General features: G+C 39.3%; 16 protein-coding genes and 1 tRNA gene. 10 read left to right on the forward strand and 7 right to left on the reverse strand.

Annotated elements, in window-relative coordinates:
• The first annotated feature begins 735 nt into the window (after nucleotides 1-735).
• The 5 genes from IRB43_RS13905 (at nucleotide 736) to IRB43_RS13925 (ending at nucleotide 5,866) form a co-directional block, all read left to right on the forward strand.
• Nucleotides 736-809: transfer RNA gene (locus IRB43_RS13905), tRNA-Gly, on the forward strand.
• Between the two features lie 113 nt (nucleotides 810-922).
• The gene (gene queG / locus IRB43_RS13910) at nucleotides 923-2,056 is read left to right on the forward strand and encodes a tRNA epoxyqueuosine(34) reductase QueG (RefSeq protein WP_203364097.1); all 1,134 of its coding nucleotides are present in this window, start codon (nucleotides 923-925) and stop codon (nucleotides 2,054-2,056) included.
• Nucleotides 2,057-2,128: 72 nt separating this feature from the next.
• Entirely contained in the window at nucleotides 2,129-2,992 is an 864-nt protein-coding gene (locus tag IRB43_RS13915) for an amidase domain-containing protein (RefSeq protein WP_203364098.1), read from the forward strand.
• Nucleotides 2,993-3,054: 62 nt separating this feature from the next.
• A complete protein-coding gene (trmL, locus tag IRB43_RS13920; protein WP_203364099.1) occupies nucleotides 3,055-3,528 on the forward strand; it encodes a tRNA (uridine(34)/cytosine(34)/5-carboxymethylaminomethyluridine(34)-2'-O)-methyltransferase TrmL in 474 nt (157 codons plus the stop codon).
• Between the two features lie 442 nt (nucleotides 3,529-3,970).
• A complete protein-coding gene (locus tag IRB43_RS13925) occupies nucleotides 3,971-5,866 on the forward strand; it encodes a PrkA family serine protein kinase (RefSeq protein ID WP_203364100.1) in 1,896 nt (631 codons plus the stop codon).
• Between the two features lie 70 nt (nucleotides 5,867-5,936).
• Here IRB43_RS13925 and IRB43_RS13930 read toward each other — a convergent pair whose 3' ends face one another.
• Complete coding sequence (locus IRB43_RS13930; RefSeq protein ID WP_203364101.1) at nucleotides 5,937-6,110, reverse strand: hypothetical protein; 174 nt, start codon at nucleotides 6,108-6,110, stop codon at nucleotides 5,937-5,939.
• Nucleotides 6,111-6,194: 84 nt separating this feature from the next.
• Between IRB43_RS13930 and yhbH the strand changes: the two genes are divergently transcribed.
• Nucleotides 6,195-7,340 (forward strand): sporulation protein YhbH, encoded by a 1,146-nt coding sequence (gene yhbH / locus IRB43_RS13935; RefSeq protein WP_481748155.1) that lies wholly within the window; start codon nucleotides 6,195-6,197, stop codon nucleotides 7,338-7,340.
• 175 nt (nucleotides 7,341-7,515) lie between these two features.
• On the opposite strand, the gene IRB43_RS13940 is transcribed toward yhbH, so the two are convergent.
• The gene (locus tag IRB43_RS13940; RefSeq protein WP_203364102.1) at nucleotides 7,516-9,195 is read right to left on the reverse strand and encodes a thiamine pyrophosphate-dependent enzyme; all 1,680 of its coding nucleotides are present in this window, start codon (nucleotides 9,193-9,195) and stop codon (nucleotides 7,516-7,518) included.
• 236 nt (nucleotides 9,196-9,431) lie between these two features.
• Here IRB43_RS13940 and IRB43_RS13945 point away from each other — a divergent pair, with 236 nt between their 5' ends.
• Nucleotides 9,432-10,136, forward strand: coding sequence for a pirin family protein (locus IRB43_RS13945; protein WP_203364103.1), 705 nt, complete (start codon nucleotides 9,432-9,434; stop codon nucleotides 10,134-10,136).
• Nucleotides 10,137-10,208: 72 nt separating this feature from the next.
• Entirely contained in the window at nucleotides 10,209-10,328 is a 120-nt protein-coding gene (locus tag IRB43_RS13950; protein ID WP_203364104.1) for a 3-methyladenine DNA glycosylase, read from the forward strand.
• A 35-nt stretch (nucleotides 10,329-10,363) separates the two neighbouring features.
• Here the strand turns inward: IRB43_RS13950 and IRB43_RS13955 are convergent, their stop codons facing one another.
• From IRB43_RS13955 to IRB43_RS13970, 4 genes are all read right to left on the reverse strand, one after another.
• Complete coding sequence (locus tag IRB43_RS13955; RefSeq protein WP_203364105.1) at nucleotides 10,364-11,665, reverse strand: NCS2 family permease; 1,302 nt, start codon at nucleotides 11,663-11,665, stop codon at nucleotides 10,364-10,366.
• A gap of 168 nt (nucleotides 11,666-11,833) precedes the next feature.
• On the reverse strand, nucleotides 11,834-12,445 hold the full coding sequence (locus tag IRB43_RS13960; RefSeq protein WP_203364106.1) for a nitroreductase family protein: 612 nt from the start codon (nucleotides 12,443-12,445) through the stop codon (nucleotides 11,834-11,836).
• 240 nt (nucleotides 12,446-12,685) lie between these two features.
• On the reverse strand, nucleotides 12,686-13,684 hold the full coding sequence (locus IRB43_RS13965; RefSeq protein ID WP_203364107.1) for an inorganic phosphate transporter: 999 nt from the start codon (nucleotides 13,682-13,684) through the stop codon (nucleotides 12,686-12,688).
• 14 nt (nucleotides 13,685-13,698) lie between these two features.
• Nucleotides 13,699-14,319, reverse strand: coding sequence for a DUF47 family protein (locus tag IRB43_RS13970; protein ID WP_203364208.1), 621 nt, complete (start codon nucleotides 14,317-14,319; stop codon nucleotides 13,699-13,701).
• A 211-nt stretch (nucleotides 14,320-14,530) separates the two neighbouring features.
• On the opposite strand from IRB43_RS13970, the gene IRB43_RS13975 reads away from it, so the two are divergent.
• Nucleotides 14,531-15,367, forward strand: a complete 837-nt coding sequence (locus IRB43_RS13975; protein ID WP_203364108.1) for an aldo/keto reductase — start codon at nucleotides 14,531-14,533, stop codon at nucleotides 15,365-15,367.
• Nucleotides 15,368-15,438: 71 nt separating this feature from the next.
• On the opposite strand, the gene IRB43_RS13980 is transcribed toward IRB43_RS13975, so the two are convergent.
• Nucleotides 15,439-16,350 carry an RluA family pseudouridine synthase gene (locus IRB43_RS13980; protein WP_203364109.1) on the reverse strand — a complete coding sequence of 304 codons (912 nt, stop codon included), beginning with the start codon at nucleotides 16,348-16,350 and terminating at the stop codon, nucleotides 15,439-15,441.
• 115 nt (nucleotides 16,351-16,465) lie between these two features.
• Between IRB43_RS13980 and IRB43_RS13985 the strand changes: the two genes are divergently transcribed.
• Nucleotides 16,466-16,867 carry a DUF5365 family protein gene (locus IRB43_RS13985; protein ID WP_203364110.1) on the forward strand — a complete coding sequence of 134 codons (402 nt, stop codon included), beginning with the start codon at nucleotides 16,466-16,468 and terminating at the stop codon, nucleotides 16,865-16,867.
• The last annotated feature ends 13 nt before the right edge of the window (nucleotides 16,868-16,880 follow it).

The raw sequence follows: 16,880 nt of genomic DNA on the forward strand, positions 1-16,880 counted from the left end.
AACATCACGTATCTACGTCCTGTACAGGCGTAGTAGATGGGCAGAACCGCCCCAGAGGGAGTTCGATTCTCCCTCTGTTGCTTACGGTGGCAGCAAGCCGTTGAGAGACTTCTTGCGTCAAGACCACTGCTTCCGTATGGGAGCGTCAGTCCCCAAGACAGACGAGGGTGTTGTATACGCCTATGGACATCGTCCAGCTTCTGATGTCTTGGGGATCGACAAGAAACCCCCACCTCAAAGTGCGAAGCAATAGGTGGGGGAGGTTCATATGCTCAAAAGGCTTTAAATCGTTACTGGATAAGCAATTAAGTAAATAACTCTTTTGGATTCGTTTATGGGAATAGGGGACGTTGTAGAACTATATATATTTGAAGAAGGACGACACGGTTATCCTTTATCATATAATTATCCAGAAGAGGCTAGAACGATAAATCTTTTTAAAAAAACTTATAAAGATCAATACGGTGAATATCAATTAGACTCAACGAAATGGAAAGAAGAGCTTTCGAGACGTACTATTGCATCAAAACGAAGCATTACCACATTCGTTAAATACTAGTGATTTGCTGATCTCAAGGTAATGGGTGCTTTAATTGAATAAATAAATTCATTCATGAATTAAATGATAGACATCAACCAGCTTTCAAAAAAACTTTTTTAAATTAAAAAACTATTGATCTTAAATGATTTTTATTGTATAATATTAAATGTTCAGTTAAGAGAAATAAGTTTTAAGCGGGTGTAGTTTAATGGTAAAACCTCAGCCTTCCAAGCTGATGTCGTGAGTTCGATTCTCATCACCCGCTCCATACATATTGTTGCTAACGCAATATTTTATTCTGTAGAATAAAATGTTGCGTTTTTTACTGTTGTGTGGAATAATGCCTTAGCAAATTAATCCTTCTCTGAAAGGAGAAACAATATGAATTACGATGTATTAAAACAAGAAATTATTGATTATAGTCGAGAGATTGGTATAGATAAAATTGGATTTACATCTGCTGAGCCATTTGTGGAGTTAAAGGATCGGTTAATCCGCCAGCAGGAGTTGGATTATGCTTCCGGGTTTGAAGAGAAGGATATTGACAAACGAGTCGATCCTGCGAAAATTTTTGATCAGCCTCGTTCCATTATTGCCATTGCTTTAGCGTATCCTTCTAAAATGAAGGAGGTTGTGAAGGGAAAGAGGGGAGAAAGACGAGGAGTGTTTTGCCGGGCGTCTTGGGGAGAGGATTATCACACTGTTTTGCGTGATCGCCTTAGTAAATTAGAAGCTTTTATCTTATCTAAAGTGCCGGAAGCTCGTTTTCGTTCAATGGTGGATACGGGAGAATTAGTCGATCGAGCGGTGGCTGAGCGGGCAGGGATTGGCTGGAGCGGGAAGAATTGTTCGATTATTACGCCTGAATTTGGATCGTATGTTTATTTAGGAGAGATGATCACGAACTTGCCATTGAAGCCAGATCAGCCCATCGAAGAGCGATGCGGAAGTTGTACGAAATGTATAGATGCTTGTCCGACGGGAGCGCTAGTGCAGGGAGGGCAGTTAAATTCAAAGCGTTGTATTGCATTTTTAACACAAACGAAGGATTTTCTGCCTGAGGAATTTCGGGATCATTTAGGAAACCGTTTATACGGCTGCGATACATGTCAGGCGGTTTGTCCAGAAAATAAAGGAATGGATTTTCATTTTCATGAGGAAATGGAGCCTGCAAGTGAGGAAGTAAAGCCGTTGCTTGAGCCATTACTTCAAATAAGCAATAAAGAGTTTCAGGCGCGTTTTGGTTATATGTCTGGTTCGTGGCGAGGGAAAAAGCCGATACAGCGAAATGCGGTGATTGCTTTAGCTCACTTTAAAGAAGCATCAGCCTTGCCTAGTTTAATTCAAGTGTTGATGAAAGACGTGCGTCCAGTGATGAGAGGAACAGCGGCTTGGACAATTGCGAAAATAGGAGGGCTTGAGGCAAAAGAAGCGCTCTTAACAGCCAAAGAAAAAGAAACGGATTGGGAAGTAATGAAAGAAATCGAGCAGGGCTTAGCTTTCATGAATCAATAATAACCATCCCTCTTTCATGCATATGCTTATACTAACAGCGGAAAACGTGCTTGAAAAAGGGAGGCGCTATATATGTATCAACAGCTTCAATATAGACTAGAACAGCGCTTGAATTATCTTTTAGACGATCGAATTTCTTGCAAGGATGAAAAGATTGTGCGAAAGAAGCAGTTGTTACAGGCACGGCATTGTCAGCTTTTAAAAGTGAAAGCGTCAGGTAAAGTGCTGTTTGAAGATCAGGATGAAATTCAATATAAAGTCCATTTGAAATATTTAATGAAGCAAAACGATTATGTATATATAGAGGAAGAAGTGGAGCATCGCGTCGCTGTAAAAGATAAAAAAGAAGTGATCGACGACCGAGAGAAGCCGTTCCTTTCTGAAGTGATCCCTATAGAACAATTAGTAGTAGATGGTCGCTACGAGGAGGAAAGAGGGGCGTCTTTTCAGTATGATCGAATACAAGCAGTACAATATGCAGAGCGCTGGTGGAATAGCTATAATCCGGCTTATCCGAAGTTTTCTGTGGATTGTACGAATTATATTTCGCAATGTTTGCGGGCTGGAGGCGCACCGATGCGCGGCCATCCTCATCAAGGAAAGGGATGGTGGATAGGGGGGAAAAGCTGGAGCTATAGCTGGTCTGTCGCCCATGCTCTTCGCTGGTTTTTACCTTCATCGACAATCGGTTTAAGAGCAACGGAAGTCAGCAGTCCAGATCAGCTTCAGCCTGGTGATGTCATTTGTATTGATTTTCAAGGAGATGGACGATTTGATCATACTGTGTTTGTCATCGCCCAAGATCGTGAAGGGATGCCGCTTGTTAACGCTCATACGGCCAATAGCCGAATGCGTTATTGGAGTTATGAAGATTCCACGGCTTACACGGAGAATATTCAATATAAATTTATGAAGATCCTCGATGATCAAGCTTAATAATTGATCAATCAGTGGTATAATAAACTATTGGTTACAGTTTAAATAGGAGTTGAAGAATTTTGTCTATTAATGTCGTGCTATACCAACCTGAAATTCCAGCGAATACAGGTAATATTGCGAGAACTTGCGCAGCTACCGATACAACCCTTCATTTAATTCGCCCGCTCGGATTTTCTACAGATGATAAGATGCTTAGAAGAGCAGGGCTTGATTACTGGCAGTTTGTGAATGTCGTTTATTACGATTCGCTAGAAGAATTTTTTGAGAAAAATGCGAACGGAGAGTTTTATTATTTAACGAAGTTCGGTGAAAAACATCATGCTTCTTTCGATTATAGCGATCAAGAAAAAGATCACTTTTTCATTTTTGGAAAAGAGACAACCGGCCTGCCGAAAGATGTGATTGCTGTCAATAAAGAACGTTGTTTACGCATTCCGATGAATGATAACGTGCGCTCGTTAAATTTATCGAATACAGCAGCCATTCTCGTATACGAAGCTCTGCGTCAACAGCAGTTTTTACATTTGAAATAATCTAATGTTCATTTAGGAAACGGAAAGAAAATGAAAGAGAATATCATTTTCTTTCTGTTTTCTTTTGTAAAAAAGAATGCACTTAATTAGCAAAGTTCTATAACGAGCAAGGGCTGTCCAAAGATCAGTATTTACTGATTTTCTGGACAGCCCTTTTTTATTATTTTACCCCAGGTTTGTCATTGTATCCGGCAGTAAAGATTGCGCTAAGGAAAGCTCCCATAACACCTAAAATTAGTAATAGTCTCATCGTTATGTACCCCTTTCAATCATTTATTTCATACACAGTATCTTTATTATATCTTAAAGTAAAGCTGATGGAAACCGAACTTTTTTCAATTTATTGATATCTCTGTGTCAGGGCTTTTCCTTAGCATGTTCAAGCATGTACGAGCATAAGCTTTATTAATCGTTCTCTAATCACACTAAACGGGGGGTCAATATGGATATTTTAAAGAAAATTGAACAATACCGGGAAGAAGAGGAGCAGCTAAAGTGGGAAGGCACTTTTGAAGAATATTTAAATATTGTCAAGAAAAAGCCGTGGGTTGCTCAGTCTGCTCATTCACGAGTGTATCATATGATTAAAGATCAAGGTGTAGAAGAAGAGAATGATGCAAGGCGGTACAGTTTTTTCAGCAATGAACTGTATGGATTAGAAGAAGCGCTAGAGCGGCTTGTAGAAGAATATTTTCATCCAGCTGCGAAAAGACTTGATGTTCGTAAACGTATTTTGTTATTGATGGGGCCGGTTAGTGGAGGGAAATCGACCTTAGTTGCTATGCTGAAAAAAGGGTTGGAGGCTTATTCGCGAACGGAGAGAGGCGCCGTGTATGCCATTAAAGGCTGTCCGATGCATGAAGATCCGCTGCATCTTATTCCAAAGCATTTAAGAGAAGATTTCTATCGTGAATTCGGAATTCGCGTGGAAGGAAGTCTGTCGCCATTAAACACAATGAGATTACAAGAGGAATACGGTGGTCGAATTGAGGATGTCCTTGTGGAAAGAATCTTTTTCTCTGAGGATAAGCGGGTAGGGGTGGGCACGTTCAGTCCATCTGATCCGAAGTCTCAAGATATTGCTGATTTAACGGGGAGTATTGACTTTTCAACGATTGCCGAGTATGGATCAGAATCGGATCCTAGGGCGTACCGTTTCGATGGAGAGCTGAATAAAGCCAATCGGGGATTAATGGAGTTTCAGGAGATGTTAAAGTGCGATGAGAAATTTCTTTGGCATCTGCTTTCGCTAACGCAAGAAGGAAACTTTAAAGCTGGGCGATTTGCTTTAATTAGTGCGGATGAAATGATTGTCGCTCACACGAATGAAACAGAATATCGTTCATTTATTGCGAATAAGAAGAATGAAGCGCTTCATTCACGGATTATCGTGATGCCAATTCCTTATAATTTGAAACTATCTCAAGAAGAAAGAATTTATGAAAAAATGATTCGGGAAAGTGATGTAGCTGATGTGCATATTGCCCCGCATACGTTGAAGGTAGCTGCGATGTTTACGATTTTGACTCGTTTGAAGGAACCTAAACGAGGAGACATTGACTTAATTAAGAAAATGCGGCTATATGATGGAGAGAGCGTCGAAGGGTTTAATACAGCTGATGTCGAGCAATTGAAAAAAGAGTATCAAGATGAAGGAATGAGCGGTATTGATCCTCGTTATGTCATCAACCGAATTTCTTCTACCATCATTCGCAAGGAAGTGCCATCGATTAATGCGCTTGATGTATTGCGCTCATTGAAAGAAGGCCTGGATCAGCACCCGTCGATTACGAATGAACTGAGAGAAAAATATTTAAACTTCATTTCAGTCGCGCGTAAAGAATATGACAGTATTGCCAAAAAAGAAGTGCAGAAAGCATTTGTCTACTCGTATGAAGAGTCGGCTAAGACGCTAATGGATAATTATTTAGATAATGTCGAGGCTTATTGCAATAAGTCAAAGCTTCATGATCAATTAACAGGAGAAGAAATCAGCCCGGATGAAAAACTGATGCGTTCTATTGAAGAACAAATTGGCATATCGGAAAATGCCAAAAAAGCGTTCCGTGAAGAAATTTTGATTCGCATTTCTGCCTTTGCGAGAAAAGGAAAGAGGTTTGACTACCATTCCCATGATCGCTTACGTGAAGCGATCCAGAAGAAATTATTTGCCGACTTAAAAGACATCGTAAAAATTACAACTTCAACGAAAACGCCAGATGAGCAGCAATTAAAGAAAATTAATGAAGTCGTTGCTCGCTTAATTGATGATCACGGCTACAATTCAGTCTCGGCGAATGAACTTTTACGATATGTTGGCAGTCTGTTAAACAGATAGGAAAGAAAGAGGCAGCCAACGATTGGCCGCCCTCTTTTTTCCTTTTTATTGAATAGCTTTGATCGTTAGTTCATTCTTTGTTCTGATCTTGTTTTTTAAACTGAACTGGATCAGGCTGTCTTTTATTTTGCTTGAGTTGTTGATTGGTACGCTGGCGTTCCATCTGTTTACCGAGCAACTTCATTTCTTCTAAATCAGTAGCCATCGAACCATTCATTGTATTTAAGTCTTTTTTATTAGTCATTAAGTGTCACCTCGTTTATTTATGTCATACCCTATTATCAATGAATTAAACCAATGGATAGAGTACTTGTAAGAAGGGAGATTTATGATGAGTGAAAATTACCATATTTCCCGGGAAAATTGGTCTCTTCATCGTAAAGGCTATGATGATCAGAAGAGACATAAGGATAAAGTACAAGAAGCAATTCGCAAAAACCTCCCTGATTTAGTGACAGAAGAAAGTATTATTATGTCCAATGGAGAAGAGATGATTAAAATTCCCATTCGATCATTGGATGAGTACAAAATCCGCTACAATTATGATAAGAATAAACATGTCGGCCAAGGGGACGGAGACAGTCAAATTGGGGATGTTGTGGCTCGGGATGGCAGTTCGGCAGAAGGTCCGGGAAAAGGAAGCGGAGCAGGCGATCAAGCAGGGCAGGACTATTACGAAGCAGAAGTATCGTTTATGGAGCTTGAAAAGGCCTTTTTTAGCGAGCTAGCCCTTCCGAACTTAATGCAAAAAGAACAAGCTCCATTTACAGTAGAGGATATCGAATTCAATGATATTCGGAAAACAGGTCTGATGGGCAATGTCGATAAAAAGAAAACTTTAATGAGTGCATTCAAACGAAATGCCCTTACAGGCGAACCGAAATTTCATCCGATTTTTCCTGAAGATTTGAAGTTTCGAACGTGGAATGAAATTGAAAAGCCAGATTCACGAGCTGTCGTGTTAGCGATGATGGATACAAGCGGCTCGATGGGAGTATGGGAAAAGTATATGGCGAGAAGCTTCTTTTTTTGGATGGTTCGCTTTTTGAGAACTAAGTATGAAACGGTGGAAATTGAATTCATTGCGCATCATACGGAAGCCAAAGTTGTGGATGAAGAGCACTTTTTTTCGAAAGGTGAAAGCGGTGGGACGATTTGCTCTTCCGTGTACCGGAAAGCGCTGGAGTTGATTGACGAAAAATATGATCCGAACCGCTACAATATTTATCCGTTCCATTTCTCAGATGGTGACAATCTTTCTTCTGACAATGCTCGCTGTGTCAAGCTGGTTGAAGAGCTAATGAACAAAGCTAATATATTCGGTTATGGTGAAGTCAATCAATATAACCGCAATAGCACGTTAATGACTGCCTATAAAAATATTAAAAATGAAAAATTCCACTATTACATTTTGCGGCAAAAAGCAGATGTCTTTTATGCGATGAAGAAGTTTTTTGCTAAAGAGGAGTTATAAGATAGAATCTCCGCCTCATTCTTGGGTGGAGATATTTTTTTGAGTTGTTTTCCAAGTAAGGAAAAAAAGAATTAGTGATATAATCACGTTTACATATCTCTAAGGAGCTTAGTTATATCGAATAAGTAAAAAAGCTGTGACAACGTGTCAACAGCTTTTTTGGATGTGCTAGGAATTAACGATTTTTTCTTAAATCACGAATGGTTTTTGAGACAGAAATTTGCTCTGGATCCATTCTTAGTTCAAGTAATGTTGGGAGCGGGTTGCTTACTGCTTTTTGTAGCGCTCGTTTCAATTGGTCAGCAGTGTTAATGAATTCGGCAGAAGCCCCCATTGCTTGAGCAAGCAAGACAAAATTGACATTTCCAAGAGTCGTACCAATCACTCTTTCAGGAAAATTTATCTCTTGATGCATACGAATCGTTCCGTACACTTGATTATTATAAATAATTGAAATGATAGGAATTTGATAACGTACCGCTGTTTCTAGTTCCTGAATCGTCATCATTGCACCACCATCACCAGACAAGGAAACAACGGGAATATTAGGGTTGGCACATTTGGCACCAATTGCTGCTGGAATACCATAGCCCATCGCACCAGACGTCGGCCCAATATAAGTTTTTTCCTTTGTAAAGGTAAAGTAATTATGGAGCCAAGTAGCAAAGTTCCCTGCATCATTTGTAAAGATCGTTTCTTGCGGAAGTTCAGTTTGCAAAATATGAATCGATTGTTGGTATGTAACCGATTCATTTGTCTTTTCCTCTATATGAAGTTCGGAGTGTTTAACGAAGATATCCCGGCGCTCTTTCGCCCATTGAACCGATTCTGGTTTTAATGTAAGCGACAGGTTGGACATCGCTTTTAATGCTTCTTTCGCATCAGCCAGTATGCCGATGGCTGGTATAAATACTTTTCCGATGATCTCTTCGCTAATATCAATATGAATGAGTGTTTGCTTGTCATTAAATAAAGAGTAATCTTGAGAAGTAATTTCAGATAATCTTGAACCGAGCACTAAAATTAGATCCGCTTGCTCTGCTGTTTCTATGATCGCCTTTGGAGTACCTAATCCTAAATGTCCAACATATAAGTCATGATTATTTGGAAATACGTCATGACGTCTAAAGGAAGCCATCACTGGTATGCCAGCAGAATGGACAAATGTTAACAGCTCTGCTTCGGCATTCGCTCTTGTGACTCCACCTCCAGCGATCATCAGTGGTTTATCGGCTTCTTTTAATAAAGCGAGGGCCTTTTCGATTTCAGAAACAGAAGGAGCCGGCTTAGAACGGGGAGGGGTAGGCATAAACTTCATTATTGCTGTATCTCTCAACATATCTTCTGGTAATGAAACAACGACAGGACCAGGTCTGCCTGATTTTGCTACTTTAAAGGCGCGGCTCACGAATTCTGGAACTCTCTTTGCCTCCTTGATTTCAACGGTCCATTTGGCGATATGGCTAAAAAATTGATCAAGCTCTACCTCTTGAAAGCCCTCGCGTCCTCTGAATGCTGTATGAACTTGGCCTAAAAAAACAACCATTGGGGTAGAATCTTGATAAGCCGTATGGACCCCGATCGCTAAGTTTGTACCCCCAACGGCCCGAGTAGCCATGACGACGCCCGGCTCACCTGTGGCTTTGGCATATCCTTCTGCCATAAATGAAGCTCCGCCTTCGTGACGGCAAGAAATTAATTCAATTGAAGGTGTATCGTAAATGGCATCCATAACAGGCAAGTAACTTTCGCCTGGTACACAAAATACTTTCGTCACACCTTCTTTCTTTAGACATTCGACAACCCCTTGGCCTCCTGTTAATGTTTTTGTTTCAATCGTTTGCTCATTGACCATATATTATTTCCTCACTTTCAAAGTAGCTATTCTTTTTACCCCTTCATTTAGACGATGAGTAGGAACGGACATCGACATTCGAATGAAGCCTTCTCTTATCTATTTAATATTTCTAATATATTTTTATAATAATCGGAAAATTAACGGAGAAGTTAAAAGATTTGACCTTTCCAACGTAAAGTTTTAAAATTATCTTGAATTCGAGATAATTTTAAAATAAAAGGGGATGGATAATAATGATCGAGATTTATCCTGCTAGTTCAAGATATTCAGCTAATCATGGCTGGTTAAAATCAAATTTTAGTTTTTCTTTTGCGGAGTATTATGACCCAGCCAACATGCAGTTTGGTCCGATGAGAGTACTTAATGATGATTGGGTAGCTCCTAAGAGAGGATTTGGCATGCATCCTCATTCAGAGATGGAGATTGTTTCAATTGTATTGAAAGGCTTTTTAGAGCATAAAGATAGCAAGGGGCATTCAGCAGTTACGACTTATGGCGAAATACAGCGAATGTCAGCTGGAACAGGTATTTTTCATTCTGAAATGAATCCATCTGCGGATGAAGAAGTCAATTTATTGCAGCTGTGGTTTATGCCGGACGAAGCTGGATTGACGCCTTCTTATGAACAAACAAAGTATGATCTTAAGAAGCTGAAAAATAACCTACTACCAGTGGTTGCTAAAAATCCAACATCCAATGAAATCGCTCATATTCATCAAGATTTAATGATTTATTTATCAGAAATAGATAAAGGAAAGACGGTTCAATTTGAACAGCCAGCTGGTCGGAGAGTATTTTTAATGGTGCTTGAAGGAAATGTACAAGTCAATGGTCAATACGAGTTAGGGACAAGAGACTCCGCTCGAATCACGAATGTGCCGGCATTAACAATTGAAGCAAAGGAAAATGTTCAATTGATGTTAATCGATCTTCCTTAAAAGTGAACGGTTATTTCCCTATGTTACTGGCTATAATAGCTGTAGATGTAACGTAAGGAGTGGAATGGAACGATGAAAAAAGATGAACAAAGGCAAGAGGAAGAGAATTTATCATTGGAGCAAAAAGAGAAAGTAGAGCAAGGGATCGATATTGAGCCCCAACGCGAACCAGAAAAACCAAATCAAATGTAAAAAGCTAGGGTGCCTGAGGCATCCTAGCTTTTTTATTAATGAGGCAAAAAGACGATTTGATAAAAGAACAGTACGGCAAAGATATAGACAAGTGGGTGAACTTGGCGGAATTTTCCTTGTACGACCTTTAATAGAGGATAAGAGATAAATCCAAGGGCAATCCCTGTTGCAATACTAGATGTAAGTGGCATGCTGAGAATAATTAAAAAGGCAGGGAACGCTTCATCTAAGCTATGCCAATCAATTTTCGCCACGCTTTCCATCATAAGGCAGCCAACGATAATTAAAGCGGGAGCGGTAATCGCTGATAAGCCAGAAACAGCACTGACTACCGGACCAAAAAAGGCTGAAATTCCAAATAATAAAGCGACGACCACGGCTGTTAAACCAGTACGTCCTCCAGCCGCAACTCCCGTTGAGGATTCAATGTAAGCACTTGTTGGGCTTGTTCCAAAGACAGCTCCAGCAGAAGCAGCAACTGAATCAGCGAGCAGTGCTTGACGTGCACGCGGCATTGTATTTCCTTTCATTAAACCAGCTTGTTGAGCGACAGCGATCATCGTACCTGTCGTATCAAAAAGCGTGACTAATAAAAATGAAAAGACAACGGCATATAATCCATGTTCAAAGACATCGCTAAATGCCGTAATCGGATTGCTAATGATCAGTCCTTCAGGAAGCGACGGAACTGATAGCAGTTCATTTGTAAATTGAAGCTGACCTGTAAAGTAAGCAATCGTTCCTGTAATGACCATTCCGATGAACAAAGCGCCATTCACTTTTAATACCATTAGCACAATTGTTACAGCTAGACCGATTAAAGCAAGGATGGCGTTTGGGCTATGAAGATCACCGAGCTGGACTAAGTTATCTGGATGATCAGCAATCAGCCCCGTCATACGCAAGCCGATGAAAGCAATAAATAAGCCAATTCCTGCTGTAATCCCATGTTTTAAGTTGCTCGGAATAGCTTCGATTAACTTTTCACGGAATGAAGTCAGTGATAAAGCGACAAATAGTAATCCAGCAACAAAAACAGCTGAGAAAGCGGTGACATAAGTAATATCATCATGGGCGCCCACTACTGAAATAGTAAAGTAAACGTTTAACCCCATGCCTGGTGCAATAGCGATAGGATAATTTGCAAATAGACCCATCCACAATGTTCCAATGATTGTCGCAATAATCGTAGCTGTAAACACTTGTTCAAATGGAACTCCAGCCGATTGCAAAATCATCGGGTTGACGACAATAATGTAGACCATTGTGAAAAATGTTGTGATTCCAGCAATCACTTCTTTTCTGATACTCGTTCCATTTTCCTGTAAATTAAACATAAGGAACCTCCAAAATACGAACATTAAAATTCACACTTAATATAATATTCGTTTTAAGCTTGAGTTGCAACTATAATTTTAAAAATTCCTTCATATTGAATAGCTACTTTCGCAGCCATAAAAATAAGCCAATGAAAAGTGTTGAACCTTTTCATTGGCTGATGTTGTTTATTCCACAAAAGTGATTAACTGATTAAGTGGTAGACGATCTGATGGACGGGCTTCTTGTAATGGTTTACCGATTGTAATAAGCATAGTTGGTAAATAGCGATCAGAGATTTGGAATTCTGTTTTTAAGGCATCTGCATTAAAGCCACCAATTGGGCAAGTATCCCATCCTGTTGCTTTAGCTGCAAGCATAAACTGCATAGCGGCTAAAGAGGAGTTTAAAATAGCGGCATCTCGCGGATATTCTGGACGGTTATAAGCACCATTAATTTGCCCAGCTAGAATTTCTTTTAGTTCTGGTGTCATCGCTCCAGCGGCTACGGCAGGATCAAAGACTGGATCGATATTTTTATTTCCTTCTAAGTCACCAAGAATACAAATAACGGCAGAAGCGTCAGCTACTTGCTGTTGGTTATAGGCAATCGGAAGCAGTTTTTGTTGTGTTTCTTTCTTATTGAATACTAAGAAATGCCATTGTTGCAAGTTCCATGCAGAAGGAGCCTTACCAGCAACTTCTAGCAATTGTTTTAATTCATCTTCTGAAATGACAATCGTTGGATCATATATTTTTGTCGAATGACGACTAGCTGCTAACTCAAAAAAATCTGACATCTTTCTTCCTCCTAGTTTCCCTATGTTAAGTAAATAAAAATGAAAAGATATAATTATATTCCTTAAGCACTTTTCGTAAGTGCTAACAATTATCAACCTTAATAAAAAAATGATCAAAGGTCAAGGATTAGATATTCAACAAAGCACATTGAAAAAGAACGGTACCTTACTGTATTATGCGTCGTTTAGTTGGAAAAAAGCTTGATAAATAAAAAACGAGCGGATTTCCCGCTCATTTTTTTATAAGAATACATCTAAAAGTAAATAGGTTAAACCAGCAATTGTCGCTGAAATAGGCAGTGTAATGACCCAAGTAATCAGCATGCGCTGAGCTGTTCCCCATTTCACGCCTCGTATACGGTGAGAAGCACCTACCCCCAAAATGGATGAGGAGATAACATGTGTCGTACTGACCGGAAGGTGAATCGTTGTTGCCCCGAAAATGATCATAGCAGAAGTTAAATCCGCTGCCACGCCATTGACCGGACGGATTTTCATAATTTTTCCGCCAACCGTTTTGATAATTTTCCAACCCCCTACAGATGTACCGAGACCCATTGCAAGGGCACAAGAAAGCTGTACCCAAGATTGTACTTCTGTTGATGATTGGTAATTATTAGCAATTAAAGCCATCGTAATAATCCCCATCGCTTTTTGAGCATCGTTTGTTCCATGTGTATATGACTGTAAGGCAGCAGTGAATATTTGGAAATAACGAAAACGTCTATTTGTTTTTGTTAAATTATTGTTTTTAAAGAGTACCTTAAATAAGCTGTAAACAATAAATCCTCCAGCAAAAGCGATAAGAGGAGAAATAATTAATGCTTGCAAAATTTTCAGAAACCCGCTGTAGTTTAGAATCCCAAATCCAGCAGCCGCGATGGCCGCACCAGCGATGGAACCGATGATCGCATGAGAAGAGCTGCTAGGAATCCCGTAATACCAAGTAACTAAATTCCAAAAAATAGCAGCGATTAAAGCGGCTAAAATAACGATAGATCCGTTTTCAAGCATAAATGGATCCACGATATCCTTCGTGATCGTTTTCGCTACACCTGTAAAGGTCATCGCTCCTAAAAAGTTCATCACAGCAGCTAAAATAATCGCATGGCGAGGTTTTAACGCTTTCGTAGAAACAGAAGTAGCAATGGCATTGGCTGTATCATGAAATCCGTTAATAAAATCAAAAGCTAAGGCACAAAAGACAATTAATATCGTAATGATAAAGAGAGAATCCATAAATATGCGGCTCCTTAAGCGTTTTTCATAATAATTGTTTCAAGAGTATTGGCTACATCTTGACAGTAGTCCGCTACTTTTTCTAAATTCTCATAAATTGCTTTTGTTTTTATCAGCTGGATCGGGTCTTTCTCTGTTGCAAATAAATGCTTGATGGACTGTCTTAAAATCCCATCACAAGCTGTTTCGTAATCTTTAATTTTAATGACATGTTCACGGATAGACAGTAGTTTTTTGGTTGGAAGTAAATTGATTGATTGTTCAATTTCAATAGCACAACCGCGAATGGCTTCTACAAACTTCAGCATATACTCATCCGGCTTTACAACAGAGTACATTTCTAGCATAGCAGCTGTTTCTTCTAAACCATCTAACACGTCATCCATGCTGATCGCTAAAGCCAAAATATCTTCGCGCTCAATCGGAGTGATAAATGATTGGTTTAATTCAGTGATCACCTTGTGCATGAATGTGTCGCCTTTTGATTCTAATTTCTTCATTTCTTCATAAAAGTTCTTTAAATCACCTGCATTGCCAAGTTTGTAATCTGCATAAAAATCTGCACTTTCCTTTAAATTGACTGCGATCGAATGAAGCAAAACAGAAAATTTATCTTTTTTAGTTTTAAACAAAATAAAGTCCTCCTAAATTTAAGAATACTCAACATTCGTATTTTACTCGAATTTGTCTAAATACAAAAGAGTCTGTTGAGAAAAGTAAAAAATTTATTGAGATTTTGTAAATGTTTGTTGAATTTTAGTAGGTTTTCTATCTTGTTCCAAAAGGCTTTTGATTCGCTCTCTGATCATTTTATCGATACAATAAGCTCAAAGGGGGAATATCGAAATGAATCGAATCAAGAACTTACAAGCTGTATGTGCTTTACATAACGGTGTCGAGATACCGTATGTAGGTCTCGGTGTGTATAAAATGACGGATGAAGAAGAAGCATACAAAGCCATTACGTCTGCGATTGAAACAGGGTATCGACTAATCGATACAGCGGCTTTTTACAATAATGAACATATTGTAGGGAAAGCGATTCAAGATAGTCAAATGGATCGCAAAGACGTATTCATTACCTCTAAAGTTTGGAACAGCGATCAAGGATTTGATGAAACGCTTCGTGCCTTTGAAAAATCATTAAAGCAATTACATACGGATTATATGGACTTATATTTAGTACATTGGCCGGTGAAAGGAAAATATAAAGAAACATGGCGTGCGCTTGAGCGTTTGTATAAAGAAGGAACGGTACGGGCGATTGGGGTAAGCAACTTTCACATTCATCACTTGGAAGATTTACTCGCTCATAGTCAAGAAAAGCCAGTCGTTAATCAAGTAGAGCTGCACCCTTACTTAAGCCAAGTCGAATTGAGAAATTATTGTCAAACGAATCACATCGCTATAGAAGCTTGGTCGCCGATCGCACGTAACCGTCTAGCGGATGAACCTGTTTTGAACCATTTGGCCGCCAAGCATGGAAAAACGGTTTCACAAATTATTTTGCGCTGGCATTTGCAAAATAATACCGTGATTATTCCTAAGTCTGTTCATCCAGAGCGGATTAAAGAGAATGCAGATCTTTTTGATTTTGAACTGACAACTGAAGACATGAGACAAATCAATGCTTTAAATAAAAATAAGCGATTCGGTGCGGACCCGGATAATTTTGATTTTTGATGTTTGTAAAGAGAATGAAAAGAAATATGTTTTCTTTTCATTCTCTTCATCTTCAGCGAAGTAGTGAAGTATTAATGGTGAAATTCAAATAAATGGATAAGATCGTTCGGTGTTTCTGCTTCGCAATAAATTCTTTCACCTGTGAACGGATGAGGAATGTTTATGGCGTGCGCATGAAGAGCTTGACGGTGCACAAGAGGTTTTCCTCCGTATAAACGATCGCCAACAAGCGGATGTCCTATCGCTGAAAAATGAACACGAATTTGGTGCGTTCTGCCGGTATCAAGCTGGCATTGAACGAGAGATACATTTCTTTTCGGATCGCTGCTAATCACTTGATAGTGGGTGATCGCTGTTTGACCCGATGGAGACACTCTTTTTCTTGTTGGGTGATGCCTATCTTTTCCTATTGGTTTGTTAATTGTTCCGCTTGGACGCGACAACAGTCCATGTACAACTGCTCGATAAGTCCGTTTAATGTGGCGCTCTTCTAATAAACGTGAGAGAACGGCATAGGCAGCTGGATGTTTAGCGAAAAGAATGACTCCTGATGTGCCGACATCCAGGCGATGAACGTGGCGAACGTCGCATTCCTCACCTGCTGATTGTAAATGAAAAGCAACCGCATTTAATAGTGTGTCTGTTTCTGCCTCCTCATTTGGGTGTGTTTTCATCGCCGCTGGCTTATTCACTACTAACATGTGGTCATCTTCCAATAAAATGTCGATTTTCATTTTCGTGGCTGTTACACTTTGTTCAGTTTTAGCGAAAAAAGGTACTTGCAGTCTCATTCCTTGAGCTAGTGGAAGATGCCAATTGGCTTTGGCATTATTCACTAGTACTTCTTGATTCATTCTCCACGTATGAATCATTTTTTTAGGAAGTTTCCAAACATTCCTTAATATCGCATCTACTGTTTTTCCATCCCACTCTTTTGGAATGATTACTTCAAACAAAGATCCTTTCCGGTTTGTAATGTACATGGTCGATCGCTCCTTTTAAAAAATTCCAATTCCCTGTAATTACCAAATGAATAAGTGTAATAATATGTTATTCTATCAGTAGTAGAAAAAATGATGAAGTAAAGCAGGTGTTCTTATGAAGGTTTTTATGGCTTCTACGAAAGAGCAGGAGGAAAAAATTGCTGAGCTTGTTTGTGATATTAAAGAACGGATTCTTCCGCGCTTTTTCGCGGATGAAGAACTTCAGCAAATGCACAAATTAGATGTGCTTAATATAACAAAGGTACATAATCAATCGTTCCATCTTTTGCGTGATGCATTTAAAGTCATAGCTAGTTTACAAACCATTATCTCTATTCTTGAAACGAAAGATCCTAGCCAGCTTTCTGCATACTATGAAGAAATGTTCCAGCGAAACGTTGACATTTTGAAAGGGTTTGATCTTCACTTTCCTTATCTGCTCAGTCAATTTCATGAAAAGAAAGATCATGTTGTAAATATGGTACATGTCACGCCAGTTAATAAACTCCTTATTTAAAACAATAAAAAGA

Origin of the sequence: Bacillus sp. REN10, from assembly GCF_016820555.1 — a bacterium.
Taxonomy (GTDB): domain Bacteria; phylum Bacillota; class Bacilli; order Bacillales; family Domibacillaceae; genus Bacillus_CE.

Coding starts and splice junctions, on each gene's coding strand:
- queG (WP_203364097.1), top strand. CDS start 923: ATGAATTACGATGTATTAAAACAAGAAATTATTGATTATAGTCGAGAG.
- IRB43_RS13955 (WP_203364105.1), bottom strand. CDS start 11,665: ATGTTTAATTTACAGGAAAATGGAACGAGTATCAGAAAAGAAGTGATT.
- IRB43_RS13945 (WP_203364103.1), top strand. CDS start 9,432: ATGATCGAGATTTATCCTGCTAGTTCAAGATATTCAGCTAATCATGGC.
- IRB43_RS13925 (WP_203364100.1), top strand. CDS start 3,971: ATGGATATTTTAAAGAAAATTGAACAATACCGGGAAGAAGAGGAGCAG.
- yhbH (WP_481748155.1), top strand. CDS start 6,195: ATGATGAGTGAAAATTACCATATTTCCCGGGAAAATTGGTCTCTTCAT.
- IRB43_RS13965 (WP_203364107.1), bottom strand. CDS start 13,684: ATGGATTCTCTCTTTATCATTACGATATTAATTGTCTTTTGTGCCTTA.
- IRB43_RS13980 (WP_203364109.1), bottom strand. CDS start 16,350: ATGTACATTACAAACCGGAAAGGATCTTTGTTTGAAGTAATCATTCCA.
- IRB43_RS13915 (WP_203364098.1), top strand. CDS start 2,129: ATGTATCAACAGCTTCAATATAGACTAGAACAGCGCTTGAATTATCTT.
- IRB43_RS13960 (WP_203364106.1), bottom strand. CDS start 12,445: ATGTCAGATTTTTTTGAGTTAGCAGCTAGTCGTCATTCGACAAAAATA.
- IRB43_RS13950 (WP_203364104.1), top strand. CDS start 10,209: ATGAAAAAAGATGAACAAAGGCAAGAGGAAGAGAATTTATCATTGGAG.
- IRB43_RS13975 (WP_203364108.1), top strand. CDS start 14,531: ATGAATCGAATCAAGAACTTACAAGCTGTATGTGCTTTACATAACGGT.
- IRB43_RS13930 (WP_203364101.1), bottom strand. CDS start 6,110: ATGACTAATAAAAAAGACTTAAATACAATGAATGGTTCGATGGCTACT.
- IRB43_RS13985 (WP_203364110.1), top strand. CDS start 16,466: ATGAAGGTTTTTATGGCTTCTACGAAAGAGCAGGAGGAAAAAATTGCT.
- IRB43_RS13940 (WP_203364102.1), bottom strand. CDS start 9,195: ATGGTCAATGAGCAAACGATTGAAACAAAAACATTAACAGGAGGCCAA.